This is a genomic window from Microbacterium wangchenii (genome assembly GCF_004564355.1).
GTDB classification, from domain to species: Bacteria; Actinomycetota; Actinomycetes; order Actinomycetales; family Microbacteriaceae; genus Microbacterium; species Microbacterium wangchenii.
On sequence record NZ_CP038266.1, the window covers coordinates 2,614,024 to 2,630,217 of the forward strand.

Annotated in this window: 17 protein-coding genes and 2 tRNA genes; 10 read left to right on the forward strand and 9 right to left on the reverse strand. The window is 70.1% G+C overall.

Annotated elements, in window-relative coordinates; all coding sequences use genetic code 11:
• Positions 1 to 20: 20 nt before the first annotated feature.
• Together E4K62_RS12595 and gap are read left to right on the forward strand one after the other, a co-directional pair.
• Positions 21 to 614 (forward strand): TetR/AcrR family transcriptional regulator, encoded by a 594-nt coding sequence (locus E4K62_RS12595; protein ID WP_135067946.1) that lies wholly within the window; start codon positions 21 to 23, stop codon positions 612 to 614.
• A 5-nt stretch (positions 615 to 619) separates the two neighbouring features.
• Entirely contained in the window at positions 620 to 1,624 is a 1,005-nt protein-coding gene (gene gap / locus E4K62_RS12600) for a type I glyceraldehyde-3-phosphate dehydrogenase (protein WP_135067948.1), read from the forward strand.
• Positions 1,625 to 1,687: 63 nt separating this feature from the next.
• On the opposite strand, the gene E4K62_RS12605 is transcribed toward gap, so the two are convergent.
• The 4 genes from E4K62_RS12605 to galU all read right to left on the reverse strand — a co-directional run bounded on the left by E4K62_RS12605 (position 1,688) and on the right by galU (position 4,560).
• Positions 1,688 to 1,763: transfer RNA gene (locus tag E4K62_RS12605), tRNA-Ala, on the reverse strand.
• Between the two features lie 235 nt (positions 1,764 to 1,998).
• On the reverse strand, positions 1,999 to 2,946 hold the full coding sequence (locus E4K62_RS12610; RefSeq protein WP_135067950.1) for a large exoprotein: 948 nt from the start codon (positions 2,944 to 2,946) through the stop codon (positions 1,999 to 2,001).
• A gap of 72 nt (positions 2,947 to 3,018) precedes the next feature.
• Positions 3,019 to 3,648: a GNAT family N-acetyltransferase gene (locus tag E4K62_RS12615; protein ID WP_135067952.1), complete on the reverse strand. Its 630-nt coding sequence runs from the start codon at positions 3,646 to 3,648 to the stop codon at positions 3,019 to 3,021.
• Positions 3,649 to 3,669: 21 nt separating this feature from the next.
• Positions 3,670 to 4,560: a UTP--glucose-1-phosphate uridylyltransferase GalU gene (galU, locus tag E4K62_RS12620; RefSeq protein WP_135067954.1), complete on the reverse strand. Its 891-nt coding sequence runs from the start codon at positions 4,558 to 4,560 to the stop codon at positions 3,670 to 3,672.
• Between the two features lie 87 nt (positions 4,561 to 4,647).
• Here galU and E4K62_RS12625 point away from each other — a divergent pair, with 87 nt between their 5' ends.
• From E4K62_RS12625 to mscL, 3 genes are read left to right on the forward strand one after another with little or no spacing between them, the layout of a single operon-like run.
• Positions 4,648 to 5,247 (forward strand): 5-formyltetrahydrofolate cyclo-ligase, encoded by a 600-nt coding sequence (locus E4K62_RS12625; protein ID WP_135067956.1) that lies wholly within the window; start codon positions 4,648 to 4,650, stop codon positions 5,245 to 5,247.
• A gap of 18 nt (positions 5,248 to 5,265) precedes the next feature.
• On the forward strand, positions 5,266 to 5,586 hold the full coding sequence (locus E4K62_RS12630) for an FmdB family zinc ribbon protein (protein WP_135067958.1): 321 nt from the start codon (positions 5,266 to 5,268) through the stop codon (positions 5,584 to 5,586).
• Between the two features lie 28 nt (positions 5,587 to 5,614).
• The gene (mscL, locus tag E4K62_RS12635; RefSeq protein ID WP_135067960.1) at positions 5,615 to 6,040 is read left to right on the forward strand and encodes a large conductance mechanosensitive channel protein MscL; all 426 of its coding nucleotides are present in this window, start codon (positions 5,615 to 5,617) and stop codon (positions 6,038 to 6,040) included.
• A 24-nt stretch (positions 6,041 to 6,064) separates the two neighbouring features.
• On the opposite strand, the gene E4K62_RS12640 is transcribed toward mscL, so the two are convergent.
• Together E4K62_RS12640 and E4K62_RS12645 are read right to left on the reverse strand one after the other, a co-directional pair.
• The gene (locus tag E4K62_RS12640) at positions 6,065 to 6,268 is read right to left on the reverse strand and encodes a hypothetical protein (protein ID WP_135067962.1); all 204 of its coding nucleotides are present in this window, start codon (positions 6,266 to 6,268) and stop codon (positions 6,065 to 6,067) included.
• Positions 6,255 to 9,935 carry an ATP-binding protein gene (locus tag E4K62_RS12645; RefSeq protein WP_135071350.1) on the reverse strand — a complete coding sequence of 1,227 codons (3,681 nt, stop codon included), beginning with the start codon at positions 9,933 to 9,935 and terminating at the stop codon, positions 6,255 to 6,257. The genes E4K62_RS12640 and E4K62_RS12645 overlap by 14 nt, the downstream gene beginning before the upstream one ends.
• Before the next feature lie 218 nt (positions 9,936 to 10,153).
• Between E4K62_RS12645 and E4K62_RS12650 the strand changes: the two genes are divergently transcribed.
• Positions 10,154 to 10,663 carry a methylated-DNA--[protein]-cysteine S-methyltransferase gene (locus E4K62_RS12650; protein ID WP_135067964.1) on the forward strand — a complete coding sequence of 170 codons (510 nt, stop codon included), beginning with the start codon at positions 10,154 to 10,156 and terminating at the stop codon, positions 10,661 to 10,663.
• 63 nt (positions 10,664 to 10,726) lie between these two features.
• Here E4K62_RS12650 and E4K62_RS12655 read toward each other — a convergent pair whose 3' ends face one another.
• Together E4K62_RS12655 and E4K62_RS12660 are read right to left on the reverse strand one after the other, a co-directional pair.
• Entirely contained in the window at positions 10,727 to 12,346 is a 1,620-nt protein-coding gene (locus E4K62_RS12655; RefSeq protein WP_187270465.1) for a solute symporter family protein, read from the reverse strand.
• Positions 12,343 to 12,693: a DUF485 domain-containing protein gene (locus E4K62_RS12660; RefSeq protein ID WP_135067966.1), complete on the reverse strand. Its 351-nt coding sequence runs from the start codon at positions 12,691 to 12,693 to the stop codon at positions 12,343 to 12,345. Before E4K62_RS12660 ends, E4K62_RS12655 begins: the two co-directional genes overlap by 4 nt.
• A 138-nt stretch (positions 12,694 to 12,831) precedes the next feature.
• On the opposite strand from E4K62_RS12660, the gene E4K62_RS12665 reads away from it, so the two are divergent.
• From E4K62_RS12665 to E4K62_RS12680, 4 genes are all read left to right on the forward strand, one after another.
• Positions 12,832 to 13,689, forward strand: coding sequence for a helix-turn-helix transcriptional regulator (locus tag E4K62_RS12665; RefSeq protein ID WP_135067968.1), 858 nt, complete (start codon positions 12,832 to 12,834; stop codon positions 13,687 to 13,689).
• 32 nt (positions 13,690 to 13,721) lie between these two features.
• On the forward strand, positions 13,722 to 14,084 hold the full coding sequence (locus E4K62_RS12670) for a histone-like nucleoid-structuring protein Lsr2 (RefSeq protein WP_135067970.1): 363 nt from the start codon (positions 13,722 to 13,724) through the stop codon (positions 14,082 to 14,084).
• Between the two features lie 113 nt (positions 14,085 to 14,197).
• Positions 14,198 to 14,482 (forward strand): iron-sulfur cluster biosynthesis family protein, encoded by a 285-nt coding sequence (locus E4K62_RS12675; protein ID WP_135067972.1) that lies wholly within the window; start codon positions 14,198 to 14,200, stop codon positions 14,480 to 14,482.
• A gap of 91 nt (positions 14,483 to 14,573) precedes the next feature.
• Positions 14,574 to 14,645, forward strand: a tRNA-Arg gene (locus tag E4K62_RS12680).
• A 206-nt stretch (positions 14,646 to 14,851) separates the two neighbouring features.
• Here E4K62_RS12680 and E4K62_RS12685 read toward each other — a convergent pair.
• Complete coding sequence (locus E4K62_RS12685) at positions 14,852 to 15,982, reverse strand: tyrosine-type recombinase/integrase (RefSeq protein WP_135067974.1); 1,131 nt, start codon at positions 15,980 to 15,982, stop codon at positions 14,852 to 14,854.
• Between the last annotated feature and the right edge of the window lie 212 nt (positions 15,983 to 16,194).

Genomic DNA, 16,194 nt, shown 5'->3' on the forward strand with positions numbered 1-16,194 from the left:
GGTAGGTGTAGCCTCGCGGCATGAACTCGCGCGAACTGCTGGTCGAGACGATGGCGGATCTGCTGTGGGAACGCGGCTACGCCGACACGAGTCCGCGCGATGTGCGAGAGCGTTCCGGCGTGGGCCAGGGCAGCATGTACCACCACTTCCCCACCAAGCGCGACCTCGCCGTCGCCGCGCTGGAACGGAACATCGCCCAGCTGCGGCCCGCCGAATCCGGGCTCGCCGGGCCCGACGACCCGATGGCCCGCATCGAGGCGTACCTGCTGCATCCGCGCGACGCGCTCAAGGGATGCCGGGTGGGCCGGATGACACAGGACCGCCAGGTCCGCGAAGACCCCGCGCTCCTCGCCCCGGTCACGCGTGCCTTCCAGGACGCGCACGAGACCTGGACGACCGTGTTGCGTGAGGCCGTCGACGCGGGTCGGTTGCCCGCCGAGGTCGACCCCGTGCGCCTGGCGCACACCCTCATGGCCGTCCTTCAGGGCGGCTACGTCCTGGCCATCGCGCATCAGGACCCCCGCCCGTTCGAAGAGGCGTGCGCCGGCGCGCTCGACCTCCTGCACGCCGCAGCACCCCACCCGACGACATCCACCCACGACAGGAAGAAGTGACGATCATGACAGTACGTATCGGCATCAACGGATTCGGGCGCACCGGACGCACCTACCTGCGCGCCGCCCTGGCAAGCGACGCGGACGTGGAGGTGGTGGCCGTCAACGACCTCACCGACGCCCGCACGCTGGCGAGCCTGCTCGAATGGGATTCCCTCTCCGGGCACCTCGACGGCGTCGGGGTCGACGGCGACGCCATCACGCTGGGAGGAAGGCGCATCACCGTATCCGCCCAGCCCGATCCGTCCGCGATCCGCTGGGGCGACGTCGGCGCCGACATCGTGATCGAGTCCACTGGCCGGTACACCGACGGCAGCGCCGCATCCGCCCATCTCGCCGGCGGCGCCCGGAAGGTCATCATCTCCGCCCCCGCGAAGGGCGATGTGCCCACGTACGTGCTGGGGGTCAACGACGACGCGCTCGACCCCGACGCCCACGACGTCTTCTCCAACGGATCGTGCACCACGAACTCGGTGGCGCCGTTGGCGAAGGTGCTCCACGACGCGTTCGGCATCGAGTCGGGCCTCATGACGACGGTCCACGCGTACACCGGAGACCAGCGGCTACAGGATGCACCGCATTCCGACCTGCGCCGTGCACGCGCGGCGGCGGTGTCGACCATTCCGACCTCTTCGGGCGCGGCCAAGACGATCGGCAAGATCATCCCGGAGCTGGACGGCCGGCTCACCGGTGCCGCACTGCGCGTCCCGGTCCCGGTCGGCTCGATCACCGACCTCACCGCCGTCCTGCGGACCAGCGCGGGGGTGGACGAGGTGAACGCGGCCTTCCGGGAGGCGGCCGCATCCGGTCCGCTGCAGCGCTATCTGCAGTACTCGGAGGCACCGCTGGTGTCGGCGGACATCGTGGGCAACCCGTTCTCCACGATCTTCGACGCACCGCTGACGCAGGCGATCGGCTCGCAGGTGAAGGTCTTCGGCTGGTACGACAACGAGTGGGCGTTCTCCCACCGCCTCGTCGAGTTCTCCGCCCGCCTCGGCGCGGCCCTCTGACTCCACCTCACCGTCCGCAGAAGACGAAAGAGCGCCCGGCGGATCGCCGGGCGCTCTTTCATTTGGTGGACCTGAGGGGATTCGAACCCCTGACCTCTTCATTGCGAACGAAGCGCGCTACCAACTGCGCCACAGGCCCCTGAACCTCCGCTACATTACCACGCCACGGGGGTGCTCCCGCGCCGTCGCCTCCCCCTCATACGCCCTCCGCTGCCCCGCTTTCGCGCCACTTCGGCGTAACCGCGCCACATCAAAACGCAGCGGATGCACGTTTATGGCGCGAACGTGGGACCGGGACGCGGAGGGCGCGACGCTGGGAACGGGACGCGGAAGGCTCGACGCGGAGGCTGCGCGGAGGAGGAGGCGGGGCGGGCTCAGGCGCCGACGGCGCGGCGCGCGAGCAGCCGGCGCACGTGGTCTTCGATCTCGGCGTCGTCCACGTACCCCATGCGGCTGAACTCCGAGGCGCGCGCGGTGCGGGCCTCGTCGATCGAAGGCGGCTGGTTCTGCGCCGCGAGGTCGCGCAGCGCCTCTTCGCGGGCTGCGGCACGCAGGGCCGCGCGCGCGTCGTGCTCGTCCAGCACGGCGGCCGCACGAGAGCCCGCGGACGACACGAGCGGGCGCGGCAGCTCGCGCGGCGTCCACGCGGCCGCGCGCGGGCGCCCCACGGCGAGATCGGGCATCGGGGTGGCGACGCGCTCCGCGACGACGGCAGGCACCTCGCGGACGACGGCGCGGGCGGCCACACGCGACATGCGGTGCAACGCGACGACGGACAGCAGCGTGGTCGCGCCCCCGGCCCACAGCAGAGCGGCGGATGCGGCGGACAGGAACACCCACACGCCGGCTCCGGTGGCCGCCAGGCCCGCGACACCGAGTGCGGTGGCGGCCAGGCGCATACGGCGGCGAGCGCGGGCACGGCGGAATGCCGGACGGCTGCGGGCGGCGGCACGCTCGGCGCGGGCGGCCTCGATCGCCTCCGCGCGGCGGGCGCGGGCGAGCTCACGCTCGGCGGCGCTCTCCTCCTTCGCCGCTTCCAGGCGGGCGCGGGCGACGACGAGCTCGGTCTGCTCCTGCTCGGCCTGGACGCGGCGGGCGAGGCGCTGCTGGGCGAGCGCCGTCCGGGCGTTCAGCTCGAGCCGCACCTCCTGGGGAGTCTCGCTGGTCTCGGCCAGCACGCGCAGCGCCTGGTTCAGGCGCACCGCGTTCCGCTCCGCAGAGGTGTACTGGTAGCGACTGGCCCACGAGGGCAGCAGGTAGACGAGCCAGAGCACGACGGCGACGGCGACGATCACGCCGCCTCCCAGTACCTGGCCACCCATGCCGCTAACGGTATGCGACGCGCGGCCGGACGCATACCAGCCTGTGCGCGTGTCGCGCAGCGAAAACGTCAATCAGGCCGGTAAGCGGTCCGACGGCGGCACGGTCGCCGCATCCGGCGGGACGCGGCCTTGAACCCACCGGGCCAGCACCCCCTCGGGCACTTCCTCGCGCACGAGCGCGAACGCGTAGTGGTCGCGCCAGTCGCCGTTGATGTGGATGTAGCGACGCCGCAGCCCCTCGTAGCGGAAGCCGAGCTTCTGCACGACGCGCAGGCTCGCCGCGTTCTCCGGACGGATGCAGATCTCCATGCGGTGAAGGCGCAGTTCGTCGAAGCACAGGTCGGTCGCCATGGCCACCGACACCGGGGTGATCCCGCGCCCGGCGAACCGCTCGCTCACCCAGTAGCCGATCGTCGCGGACGCGAGGGAACCGCGCGAGATCCCCCACACGTTGAGCTGTCCGGCGACCTCGCCGTCGTACTCCATGACGAAGGGCACGCCCACGCCGTCACGGTGCTGTTGTAGGAGCCTGCGCACGCCCAGGCGCATGTCGAAGGAGACCGGGCCGTCGGGGCTGGTCGCCTCCCACTGCTTCAGCCACGGCCGGTTGGAGAGCAGCTCGTTCTGCAGCACACGCGCGTCGCGGGCGCGCACGAGACGGATCGAGATCGGCCCGTGGCGACGCGGAACAGACAGATCCATGCCACCCCCTCGACGACGACGTCAGAGCGTCGCCGCGAACTCCTTGAACCACGGGCGCAGGGCGGGCCCGAGGTCCTCGCGGTCGGCGGCGAGCTGCACGATGGCCTTGATGTAGTCCACCCTATCCCCGGTGTCGTACCGGCGGCCGCGGAAGATCACGCCGTACACGCCGCCGCCGTCCCCGGCGCCGGACGCGAGCTCCTGCAGGGCATCGGTCAGCTGGATCTCTCCGCCCTTGCCCGGTTCGGTGCGCTCGAGGATCTCGAACACGTCGGGCCCCAGGACGTACCGCCCGATGATGGCGAGGTTGGAGGGCGCGTCCTCGGCCTTGGGCTTCTCGACCAGCTGCGTCACCTTGACGACGTCGTCCTCGTCGGTGGGCTCCACGGCGGCGACACCGTACATGTGGATCTGCGCGGGGTCGACCTCCATCAGCGCGATGATCGTGGCCCCGCGCAGGTCGTACTCGGCGAGCATTTTGGTGAGCAGCTCGTCGCGCTCGTCGATCAGGTCGTCGCCCAGGAGAACCGCGAACGGGTGGTCGCCGACGTGCGCCTGCGAACGGAGCACGGCGTGACCGAGTCCCTTCGGCTCGCCCTGACGCACCATGTGCACGTTGGCGAGGTCGGAGGAGTACTCGACCTTCTGCAGCTTCTCCGCGTCGCCCTTGGCGCGCAGCTTGTCTTCGAGCTCGGGCACCGAGTCGAAGTGGTTGGCGATGTTGTTCTTGTTCCGCCCGACGATGATGAGGACGTCGTCGATGCCGGCCTCCACCGCCTCTTCGACGACGTACTGGATGGCCGGCTTGTCCACAACCGGGAGCATTTCCTTGGGCATCGCCTTGGTGGCGGGAAGGAAGCGGGTACCGAGTCCTGCGGCCGGGATGACGGCCTTGAAGGGCTTATGCGACATGAACACAGGTTAGCCCGAGCCGTGTGAACCTCGTGTGACGGGCCGGCTACGGCGGATGCCGCGCCTGACCGGCCTAGAATCGGATCCATGTCGGACCGCATCGATCACGCCAAGCGTGCGCTGCGCGCCGATCTGCGCGAACGGCGGCAGATGCAGTCGGAATCCGCGCGTGCGCAGGCCGCCCACGGACTGCGCCGGCAGCTGGACGAACTCCTCGAACAGCTGGACGCGCACTCGATCTCCTGCTTCCTGTCCACGCCCAGCGAGCCCGGCACGCGGGAATTCATCGACGCGGCCGTGGGGCGCGGCATCCGCGTGCTGCTGCCCATCACGCGCGCCGACGGCCTGCTGGACTGGGCCGTGGCCGTCGCCGGCGGCGATGTGACCGCGGGCCTGACGGGATCCCCCGAACCCGTGGGCGAGGTCCTGGGACCCATCGCGGTGAACGACGTCGACCTGCTGCTGGTGCCGGCAGCCGCCGTCGACCGCACCGGCATGCGCCTGGGCTGGGGCCGCGGCTACTTCGACAAGACCCTCGGGTCGATGGAGAAATGCCCGCCCGTGTACGCGGTGGTCTTCGACTCCGAGTTCGTCGACGAGGTCCCCCGCGACGTCCACGATCAACCCGTCACCGGCATCGTCACCCCGACGCGCACCGTCACGTTTTCCACCTCAGCGCCCCGCTGATCCACCCGAGGAGCTCCCATGCCCACCTACGCGTATGCCTGCAAGCAGTGCGCTCACCGTTTCGACGCCGTGCAGTCCTTCTCCGAGCCGACCCTGACCGTGTGCCCGGAGTGCGGCGGCACGCTGCGCAAGGAGTACGGCTCGATCGGCGTCACCTTCAACGGCTCGGGTTTCTACCGCACCGACTCGCGCGCAGGTGACGGCAAGACCACCGGCAAGAAGGCTGCGGATGCGTCGGCTTCGGGTGGTTCGGCAACCGGGACCAGTAGCGCCTCGCCGGCGGCTTCGGCATCATCGACCTCGAGCAGTTCGTCGGCTCCGGCGTCGTCGGGCTCGTAATCCCCCACAGGAAACCGAGGACCAGCACATGATCAAGGGCTTCAAGGAGTTCATCCTCCGCGGGAACGTCATCGACCTGGCCGTCGCGGTCGTCATCGGCGGTGCGTTCACCGCCATCGTCAACGCGGTGGTCACCTCGATCATCAACCCCCTCGTGGCGCTGTTCTACCAGGCGGATGAGTCCGGCCAGTTCGGCCCGACCCTGACCGGCATCTACGGCCAGGAGGTCACGTTCCCCCTCGGTACGCTCCTGAGCGCCGTCATCAGCTTCTTCGCCGTTGCCGCCGTGGTCTACTTCGTGTTCGTGTACCCGATGAACCGCATCAAGGAGCGCGCCGCGGCCCGCGCCGGTGTCAGCGAAGCAGCCGATGAGCCGCAGCTGCCCACCGAGCAGGAGCTGCTCGTGCAGATCCGCGACCTCCTGGAGAAGTCCGGTCCCGCTGCCCGCACCTGACCGGCGCACCGGCCTGAGCGGCCCTCAGTAGTGCGGCGGGACGTCGCGGCGCAGACGCTCGTCGTTGGGTCCGGGCGTGTCTCCGGCGGATGCCGCGGATGACGCGGCCTCCTCCTCGGGCGACTCGTCGGAGGGCGTCGGCTCCGCGCTGGTACCCGGCGCGGGCGTGAGCTGAGCCCGGCGAGCGCCGGGGACGCGCACGATCCGCTGGCGGTCAGTCGACGACATCGAGGGGCTGGGTCACCGTGTCGGCGGTCGGACCGTCGGGCTGCACCCCCAGGAGAGCCGCGATCCGGGCCGCGACCGAGGCGGGGTCGCTGTACAGGTCGAATGCGTGCACGCGCACGTAGTGCCATCCCAGGCGCCGCAGGGTCTGCGGGCGCAGGCGCAGCGTCTCCCGCAGCGAGTCGGCGGCCGTCTCCGGATCACTTTCGGCCACGACGGCCTTCCCGCCGTGCTGGGCGACCAGCGGCAGCAGGCCGCGGTAGTCCACGTCGACGGCCAGCCCAAGGCGGCGGAGCTCGCGGGCCAGGGCGAGGGTGAGCGGATCGGCGAGGTCTTCCAGTCGTGCCTCCCGTCCGCGCGCGGCGAGCCCGCCGAGGATGCTCATGAGGGTGGCGGCGCCGTGCTCGAGCCGTCCGTCGTCGAAGGCGGACGGACGGATGGAGGACACGATGACCATCGAGCGGCGCGCCCGCGTCATCCCCACCGTGAGCAGGCGCTCACCGTCGGGGGTGGACAGGTCGCCGAAGTCGCTGAGCACGCGGCCGTGCTTGGTGAGGCCGAATCCGAGGGAGAAGATCACCCGGTCGCGGCTCTCGGCGACCGACTCCTCCAGCGTCAGCACCGCGAACGGTTCCGCCGTGTCGCGGGAGACGAAGTCGGCGACATCGGAGCGGCCGGCGAAGGCGGCCTCGACGGCGGCGCGCACGCGCTCGGCGTGCCGCGCGCTGGCGGTGACGACCATGAGCGACTCCGCGCCGCGGTTGACGGCGTGCTCCACCACGAGGGTCACCACGCGCGCGACCTCGGCGTCGGGGCTCTCGACGGCTCCGGTGATCGGGTCGGGGGCACCGGTACCGCCCTCGACGTAGTCCACGCTGAGGCTCCCGCGGCCGAGGTACGACCCCGCCCACGGCAGCGACACGATCTCGCCGCCGTAGAACGCGTCGTTGACGAGCTCGGCGAGGTCTTCCCCACCCGCGCGGTAGCTGCGGGTGAGGGTGGCCACGGGCAGCAGTTCGGCGAGACGCTCGAAGATCGAGACCTCGTCGAAGGCGACGGGCTCCTCGTCGTCGGCGACGGAGAGGGTGGCACCGACGCGGAAGGCGGTGGGCTTCTGGGTGACCGGGTCGCCGAAGACCACGATCTGCCGTGACCGGCGGATGGCGGGGACGGCCTCGGCCAGGCACAGGGCCGCGGCATCCGCGATGATGACGACGTCGAAGGGCCGCTCGTCGGGGATGTCCGGCACCTCGTACGGCGAGGCCAGCCACACCGGCGCGAGGGTGTTCAGCAGCGTGGGAGCGGCCACCGACAGCTCGCGGGGCGTGCTGAGGCCGCGCTTGAGCGCGTCTTTCAGCGCCGCGGCTTCGGCGGCGTGGTCGACGATGCCGATGCGCCACTGCTGCGCGAGGTGCGCGGCGAGGAGCGGGCCGGATGCGGCGGCGTGGGCCTCGTCCACGAGCCGGAAGTCGCGCTCCAGCCGGTCGACGACGGTCGTGTTGGCGCCGAGGAGGGCACGGTCGGTGCGCAGGAAGTGCTCCAGCGCCGACTGCCACCACGCGAATTCGAGCTCCTGGCCCACGCGCTCCTCGGGAACGTGCCGCACCGACAGCTCCACCAGGAGCTGTTCGAGTCCGAGGGCGGCGAGCTTGGAGCGCAGCTTCGCCCGCTCGACGAGGTTGTCGAAGAACTCCGACTCGGCGGCGAGCCCCGCGAGGATCCGCACGAGGCGCTGCACGGGGATGGAGGCGAGGCGCTCGGAGCCTTCGCGGCCGAGGATCGCGTCGAGTTCGGCGAGTTCGGCGTCCACCCGTTGCCACGACACGTGCACGTCGGCGAGCCCCAGGGGCACCTCGGGCGTGACGCCGGCCTCGACCACGCGCTGCCACTCGGTGCGCTGCTGCTGGATGCGCACGAGCGCCTCGTACATGTCGGGCACGTGCACGCCGGGACGGACGTACTCGCGCGAGAGGCGCTTGAGGCGGCGGCGGTTGGGTCCGCTCATGTTGGGCGCGTCCCGGCGCGGGGCGTGCGCCTGGATGAGCTCGAGCAGCGGGCGCTCGAACACCGTCGGGCTGAAGCGGTCGAGCGAATCGCGGATGCCCTGCAGGAGCCGCAGGTATTCACCGAGTTCGGCGATGGTGTGGAAGGGGCGCATGCGCGTCTGCGCGATGAGCTCGTATCCCCGCTCGAGCAGACCCGACACCTCGCGGCGGTGCAGCTTGCCGGCGAGCGCGTGCGCGGCGCGGGCGTCCTCCGTGCGCGTGAACGACACGCCGTACCAGGGCGAGTCATCCGGCCCGAAGCGGAACTCCCCCAGGCGCGCAGCGGCGGCCAGGGCGTCGGATGCCTCGGCGCGACGGTTGGCGAGGCGCTCCAGCGTGGCCAGGTCGAACCGCGCGCTCGTCGACGGCGCGGGGGCGAGAGCCGCGAGCTTGGTCAGGGCGCGCAGAGTCTCCAGCACCGAGATCCCGAGCGAGGGATGCTCCGCCGTGACGGCCGAGCGGTAGTCGCGCAGGACGGTGCGCAGGCGCACGAGCGCGTCGTCGATCTCGGCGACCTTGGGCTGCTCGGCCTTCTCGTTGCGGCCGATCGCACGGATGAGGTCGCGCCGCAGGTGCGTGGGCGAGACGGCGAGACCGGGCAGCCCGATGCCCGAGAGCCTGTGACGAATCCCCTCGAGCGTCGAGCGGCGGGCGCTGACGACGAGCACGCGCTTGCCGGATTGGACGAGCTGGCCCACGGCGTTGATCACGGTCTGGGTTCCACCGGTGCCGGGCAGGGTGTGCACGGCGAGCGAGTGGCCGGCGGCGATGCGGGCGAGGACCGCCTCCTGCTCGGCATCCGCATCCAGCAGGAGGGTGTCCGAGGCGGGGGTGCGCTCGTCGGGGCTGGTGACGACGGGGTCGGCGCGTCGCACCGACACACGCGCGCGGTCGTCGGGGTGGCCGGCGAGCGCGTTGAGCACGGGGTGGTCGAGGTCGGCGGCGTCGCGCGCCATGCCGGAGCCGACATCGGCGAAGGAGGAGATCACCAACCGCGGGTGCACGACGAACGTGGGGATGTGCCGCGTCAGCGCACGGAGGTGGTCGATGACCGGCTGCGGCTTGAACACGCCCTGGTCATACGCCAGGCCCGCCAGCGCGGTGCTGTCCAGCGGGATCCCAAAATGCCCGCGGAAGGCCCGCGCGAGCTCCGGGTTGACGAAGAAGGTGCCGTGCAGCTTGAGCTCGAAGTCGCCGTGGTGGCGGCGGATCGCGAGGGGACGCAGGAGGACGGGGGCGGACCACGTCACTCCCCCGATCTTCCACTCGGCCACACCGACGGCCAGATGCACGGCTTCGATGCCGCGCGCCGTGCGCAGCTCGACGTTCTTGGCGGTGATCCGCTCGGCGGCCAGCCGCGCCGAGCGCAGGGCCACCTCATCCCGGAACAGGTTCGACAGGAGCGTGGAGCGGCCGGTGATGAACTGCGGGAGGCTGCCGGGGTGGGCCTTGGTGATGTCGATGCCCGCGTCGGTGGCGTCGTCGAAGCGCAGCAGGGTCGAGCGGCCGCCCAGGGTGGCCGCTTCGGCCCGCAGACGATCGCGTTCGGGGTCGGCGACGTGACGGACGTTGACCCCCGGCTCCGCGACACCCAGGTCTCCCGGGTTCACGGATGCGGCGGCCATGTCCTGCTCGCCGACCACGGCGCTGCCTTCTCCTCGCCACACACGAGCCACAGTATGCGCGAGCAGCGGTTTCGGCCGTCATCCCGCGCGGGTTTCGCGGGATTCGCGGGACACGCCGCCCCATCGGCGCTTCCTCCCCAGGCCCCCTTCGACGCGTGCTCCTCCACAGGGGGCGAACGGTCCCCCGCTCGTCGTACCGGCAGGGTCAGGATGGAGCCATGACCCGATACGCCAGCGCGGTGCACTCCACTCCGGTCGGCGACGTTCTCCTCACCGTCGCCGACGACCACCTCCTGTCCCTCCGCGTCCTCCACGACGACGGAGAAGCGGCACGGGAAGGCCTCGTCCGCGTGCTCGGCGTCGTGCCCGAGGACGATCCGTCCGCCGGCGCCGAGACGGCGCAGCAGCTGGATGAGTACTTCGACGGAACACGGAAGCAGTTCGACCTGGCGTTGGACTGGAGCCTCACGCGGGGGTTCTCCCGGGCCGCTCTGCAGGCCGTGTGCGAGATCCCGTACGGCGAGACCGCGGCCTACGGGGAGGTGGCGGCCATGGCGGGGCATCCGCGAGCCGCGCGGGCGGTCGGGACGGCGTGTGCCACCAGCCCGTTCTCCATCGTCGTCCCGGTGCATCGGGTCGTGCGCTCGGACGGTTCGCTCGGGCAGTACGGCGGACATCCCGAGGTGAAGCAGTACCTCCTCCGGAGGGAGCAGGAGTCGGGCGCGTAGGCCGCCCGACACCGACCGAGGCCCCGGGACGATGTCCCGGGGCCTCGGTGGTGCGGAGCAGCGTCAGTGCGAGGTCGCCTTCTCGGCTCCGAAGCCGGTGAGCGAGCGCACCTCCATCTCCGCGGCCTTGCGCGGATCCTCACTGCCCTTGCGAGAGGTGATCGTGCCCAGCCAGCCGAGGAAGAACCCGACCGGGATGGAGACGATGCCCGGGTTGTTGAACGGCCAGATCGCGACGCCCGTGTCCTTGAAGACGCTCGTGGGCGTGCCCCAGAACACCGGCGACAGGACGATCAGGATGATCGCGGCCGCCAGTCCCCCGTACATGCTCCACACCGCGCCGCGTGTGGTGAAGCGGCGCCAGAACAGCGAGTACAGGATCGTCGGGAGGTTGGCCGACGCGGCGACGGCGAACGCGAGCGCCACGAGGAACGCGACGTTCTGTCCCTGCACGCCGATGCCGCCGAGGATCGCGAGCACACCGATGACCACGACCGTGCGGCGGGCGACCTTCACCTCGCCGTCGGGCGGGACGTCGCCCTTCTTCACGACGTTGGCGTAGATGTCGTGTGCGAACGACGCCGCCGCCGTGATCGTGAGCCCCGCGACCACCGCGAGGATCGTCGCGAAGGCCACGGCGGAGATGAATCCGAGCAGGATCGGCCCGCCCAGTTCCAGCGCGAGCAGCGGCGCCGCCGAGTTCACTCCGCCCGGTGCTGCGGCGATGACCTCCGGGGTCACCAGCGCGCCCGCCCCGTATCCGAGGACGAGGGTCAGCAGGTAGAACAGCCCGATCAGCCAGATCGCCCACACCACCGAGCGACGCGCTTCCTTCGCCGTGGGCACGGTGTAGAAGCGCATCAGCACGTGGGGCAGGCCCGCCGTGCCGAGGACGAGGGCCAGGGCGAGGGACACGAAGTCCCACGGGTTGGCGCCGTACTGCAGCCCCGGGCCGAGGATGGCATCACCCTGGGGCGAGGCGGCCACGGCGCTTTCGAGCAGCGTGTTGAGGTTGAAGCCGTTGATCGCGAGCACCCAGATCGTCATCACGAGGGCGCCGCCGATGAGGAGGAACGCCTTGACGATCTGCACCCACGTGGTGCCCTTCATGCCGCCGACGAGGACGTAGACGATCATGAGCAGACCCACCACCGCGACGACGATCGACTGCCCCACCGCCTCGTTGATCCCGAGCAGAAGCGAGACGAGACCGCCGGCGCCGGCCATCTGCGCCAGGAGGTAGAAGAAGCACACCGCGAGCGTCGTGATGGCCGCAGCCATCCGCACCGGGCGCTGCTTCAGCCGGAACGACAGCACGTCGGCCATCGTGAACTTGCCGGTGTTGCGCATGAGCTCGGCCACCAGCAGCAGCGCGACCAGCCATGCCACGAGGAATCCGATGGAGTACAGGAATCCGTCGTAGCCGTTGATGGCGATTGCGCCGCAGATGCCGAGGAAGGATGCGGCGGAGAGGTAGTCGCCCGAGATCGCGAACCCGTTCTGCGGGCCGGTGAAGGAGCGGCCGGCGGCGTAGTAGTCGGCGGCGGTCTTGTTGTTGCGGCTGGCCCGGATGACGATGAACAGCGTCACAGCGACGAAGGCGCCGAAGATGGAGATGTTCAAGATGGGGTTGTTCTCCGCCGTCTGCACGGCGGCGTGCACGGCCCCGAAGACTTCGTTCACGACTGTCCTCCTTCAGCGCGCTCGAGCTGTTCGCGCAGGTCTTCGGTCAAGGGGTCGAGCTTGCGGTTGGCGTACCACACGTAGGTCATCGTGATGGCGAACGTCGTCACGAACTGGCCGAGCCCGAACAGCAGGCCGACGGTCACGTCCCCCCACACGCGTTCGGCCATGAAGTCCCTCGCGAACGAGGACAGCAGGACGTATGCGAAGTACCAGACGAGGAACGCGATCGCCAGCGGGAAGACGAAGCTGCGGTGGCGTCGCTTCAATTCCCGGAACGGCGGTGACTCCTCGACCGCGATGTAGTCGATGCCGCCCGGGGCGGCATCGGTACGCGGATCCGACATGTGGCCTCCTTGCCTCATGGCCCGGAGCACCCACGCTCCAGGTTGCGGGTAGAACAAGGGCGCCACAGCGGCACCCGGTGATATGGTCGACGCTACGAAGGCGGCGACGACGCCGTCACCCCCAGAAGTAGGTAGTTCGTGGGAGCAGCAACGGTGCCGAACGAGCAGGCTGAGCTGGTCTCGCACGCCGTCGGCGAATTGGCTCGCCGCACACGTTTTCCCGTCGCGTTCGGGGGTCTCGAACGCGACGGCGCCATTCACGTGACCGCCATCCACGGTGCGCGCACCCGCAGCATCGAAGGACTCGTCGTGCAGGAGAACCGCGGACTGGGCGGGCGCGCCTTCGCCGAGAAGCGCCCTCGCCTCGCCCTGGACTACCGCACGTCGCGGACCATCACGCACGACTACGACCGCGCCATCCTCGGCGAGGGCATCTCCACCCTGTTCGCCGTTCCCATCGTCGTCACCGGCACCACGCGAGGGGTTCTCTACTGCGGGTCGTGGACGCAGGCGCCGGTGGGTGACGTGGTCGCCGAGCCGGCTTTCCGGGTCGCACGCGAGCTGGCCACCGAGCTGCGCGTGCGCGACGAGGTCGATCGCCGCATCGCGATGCTGCCGAGCGGCCGGCCCGACGCCGCACTGTCGCCGGCCGCGCAGGAGGAGGTCCGCGAGAGCTACGCCGAACTGCGCAGCGTCGCCGCCGCCATCGAGGACGAGAGCCTGCGCGTCCGTCTGGAACAGGTCGAACGGCGTCTGGCGGCACTGACCGGCGCCGGTGAGGGGGCGGGAGGAGGCCCGGAGGTGCGCCTGTCGCCGCGCGAGCTGGATGTGCTCGCGTGCGCCGCCCTGGGCGCCACCAATTCTGAGATCGCGCACCAGCTCGACCTCAAGGAGACCACCGTCAAGTCCTACCTGGCGGCGGCCATGAGCAAGCTCGACGCATCCACCCGCCACGCCGCCGTAGCACGCGCGCGCCGAATCGGGATACTGCCCTAACCCTCGTGCCCCTCCATCACTAAGGTGTCACCATGGCCCGCAGAATTGTGCATCAGCTCGTCGACGACCTGGACGGCAGCGTCCTGGAGGTCGGGGAGGGCGAGACCGTCCTGTTCTCCCTCGACGGCGTTGCCTACGAGATCGACCTGACCGAGGAGAACGCCGCAGGTCTGCGCGATGCGTTGGCGCCGTACGTCGCGGCCGCTCGGTCGGTGTCGTCCCGGTCGGGGGCCTCGCGATCGGGAGCCGGCGGCGGCGGCGGACGGACGCGGCGGCGCGCCGGGCAGCAGGATTACACCGCCATTCGCACGTGGGCCAAGCAGAACGGGCACACGGTCTCCGAGCGCGGCCGCATCCCCGCATCCGTGCTCGAGGCGTACGAAGCGGCCCACTGACGCGACGGACGCGGCCAGCTTGGGAATCCCCTGGCAATGGCCTCCTCGGCTTGAGGTGCGCACGCATTCTCGGCATCGTGGCTGACTTCGAGTCCGCAACGGAAGGAGCATCCATGCTCACGCTCACCGAGCAGGCGACCACGGCCGTCAAGACCATCACCTCGCAGTTCCCCGACGTCGCCGACGGCGGGGTTCGCATCGAGGGGGCCGGTACGCCGGACTCCCAGTTCCAGCTCACCGTCGTGCCGGGTCCCGAGCCCGCCGACGCGGTCGTCGAGAACGAGGGCGCCCGCGTCTTCCTCGACAGCGACGCCGCGCTGGTGCTGGATGATCGCGTCCTGGACGCGCAGCCCGACGGCGAGGGCGGCGTGCAGTTCGCCGTCACCTCACAGGCCTGACCACGGCTTTCCGACGACGCCCCCGGGATCCCCGGGGGCGTCGTCGTTTCCTCGAGAGCACTCCCCCGGCCTCGGTAGACTGGGGCGACCGGCCTCTGTAGCTCAATGGAAGAGCAGCTCCGTCCTAAGGAGAGGGTTGGGGGTTCGAGTCCCTCCAGGGGCACAATCTTTATTCGCTCCTGACCTGGTCTTTCTCGCTGCCAGGCTAACTAGTTTTCCGTTTTTGCCCGCTTTTTGCCCGCATTTTCGGCCCCTGCGTGCAGCGACGACCGGCTCCAACGACCTTCATCCGGCGTCCCAGAGCGTCGAAATCGAGCGTTTCGGGCGGCCAGTGCCTCGTCGAAAAACTGAGCATTCTGCTCTCGAGGTTCACTGCGGTCGGGCGTAGCGGGTCTGCGGCCCCGACGGCAGCGCCACCAGCGGCATCTGGTCGTTCAGTCGCGTCGCGACAGCATCCAAATCGTCGTCGAAGAGATCGGCGTAGGTGTCCAGCGTCATCGCCGCCGAGGCGTGGCCGAGCATCCGCTGCACGGCCTTCACGTTCGCGCCGGAGCTGATCGCGAGCGAGGCTGCCGTGTGACGGAGGTCGTGTGGAGTGACCCGCGGGATCGACGGATCGAACTCCTGGGCACGCCGAACGGCGTTCGCGAACCAGCCCTTCTCCCCCGAGTTGCGCATGTGATTGACGCCGTCACCGAACAGCAGCCCTTCGGAGCCCTTGCCGGCGCACGCCTGCTCGATCATCGGAGCGAGACGCTCGGGATACGGGACGGAGCGCCTCTCGTGCGTCTTGGGAGTGCCGACATGGATCTCGTAGGCGATCATCACCGCGTTCTCCTCGATGACGAAACGTCGGCGCAGACGGTTCACGCTGCGCACGCGCAGGCCCGTGGCCTCGCCCCATCGCAAGCCGCAGTACGCCAGCGTCAGGACGAGCGTCGGATGCGCCGAGCACGCCGCCAGCGTCGCCACCTGCTCGTGCGTGAGGTAGACGCGGCGCTTGCCCGGCCCGTTCCGAGGCAGGTTGCGCACGTGGCGGGCCGGGTTGCTCGCGAGACGACGATCGTCGATCGCGACATCGAGGATGCCCGCGAGTATTCCGAGTGAGCGAATCACGACCGTGCGCGACTTGCGCGTCGCGAGGTCTGACACCCAATCCTGAACTTCAGAGCGCCGGATCGAAGAGATCTCCCTGTCGGCCCACATCGGGGCGACGTGGTTCTTCCACGCCTGCTCGAGCGTCATGTAGTACGAGGGCTTCGACATCGGCGGCTGCTTGGATCGCAGCCAGCTGTCGGCGAACATGCTGACGGGAACGCGCGACGCGGACGGGTCGATGTACTCGCCCTTCGACTTCGACACCGTGACCGTGGAGAGGTAGAGCTTCGCTTCGCGCATCGTCGTGAAGCCGCGCTTCTCCGCCTCGGTGCGATCAGGCTTGCGATAGCGCACCCGGTAGCGGCGGCCCTTCGCCGATTCGTACGGGGTGATGCTGCCCATCTCGACCTCCGCTCATGCCGGCTCGACGGTCAGTATCGGCCCAGTGTCGGACAACGGTCGGGCGCCGTCAACGCGGCCGATGACAGATGTGGATAGATGGCGGAAGACGTCGTCAACTGGCGTTGAGGTGGAGGGGTGCCTCCCTCCGACGCCGAGAGTGTAGCGGTCGTGCGCGTCTCCGTTCTCGCCGCTCACTCCTTGCAGACTCCGCG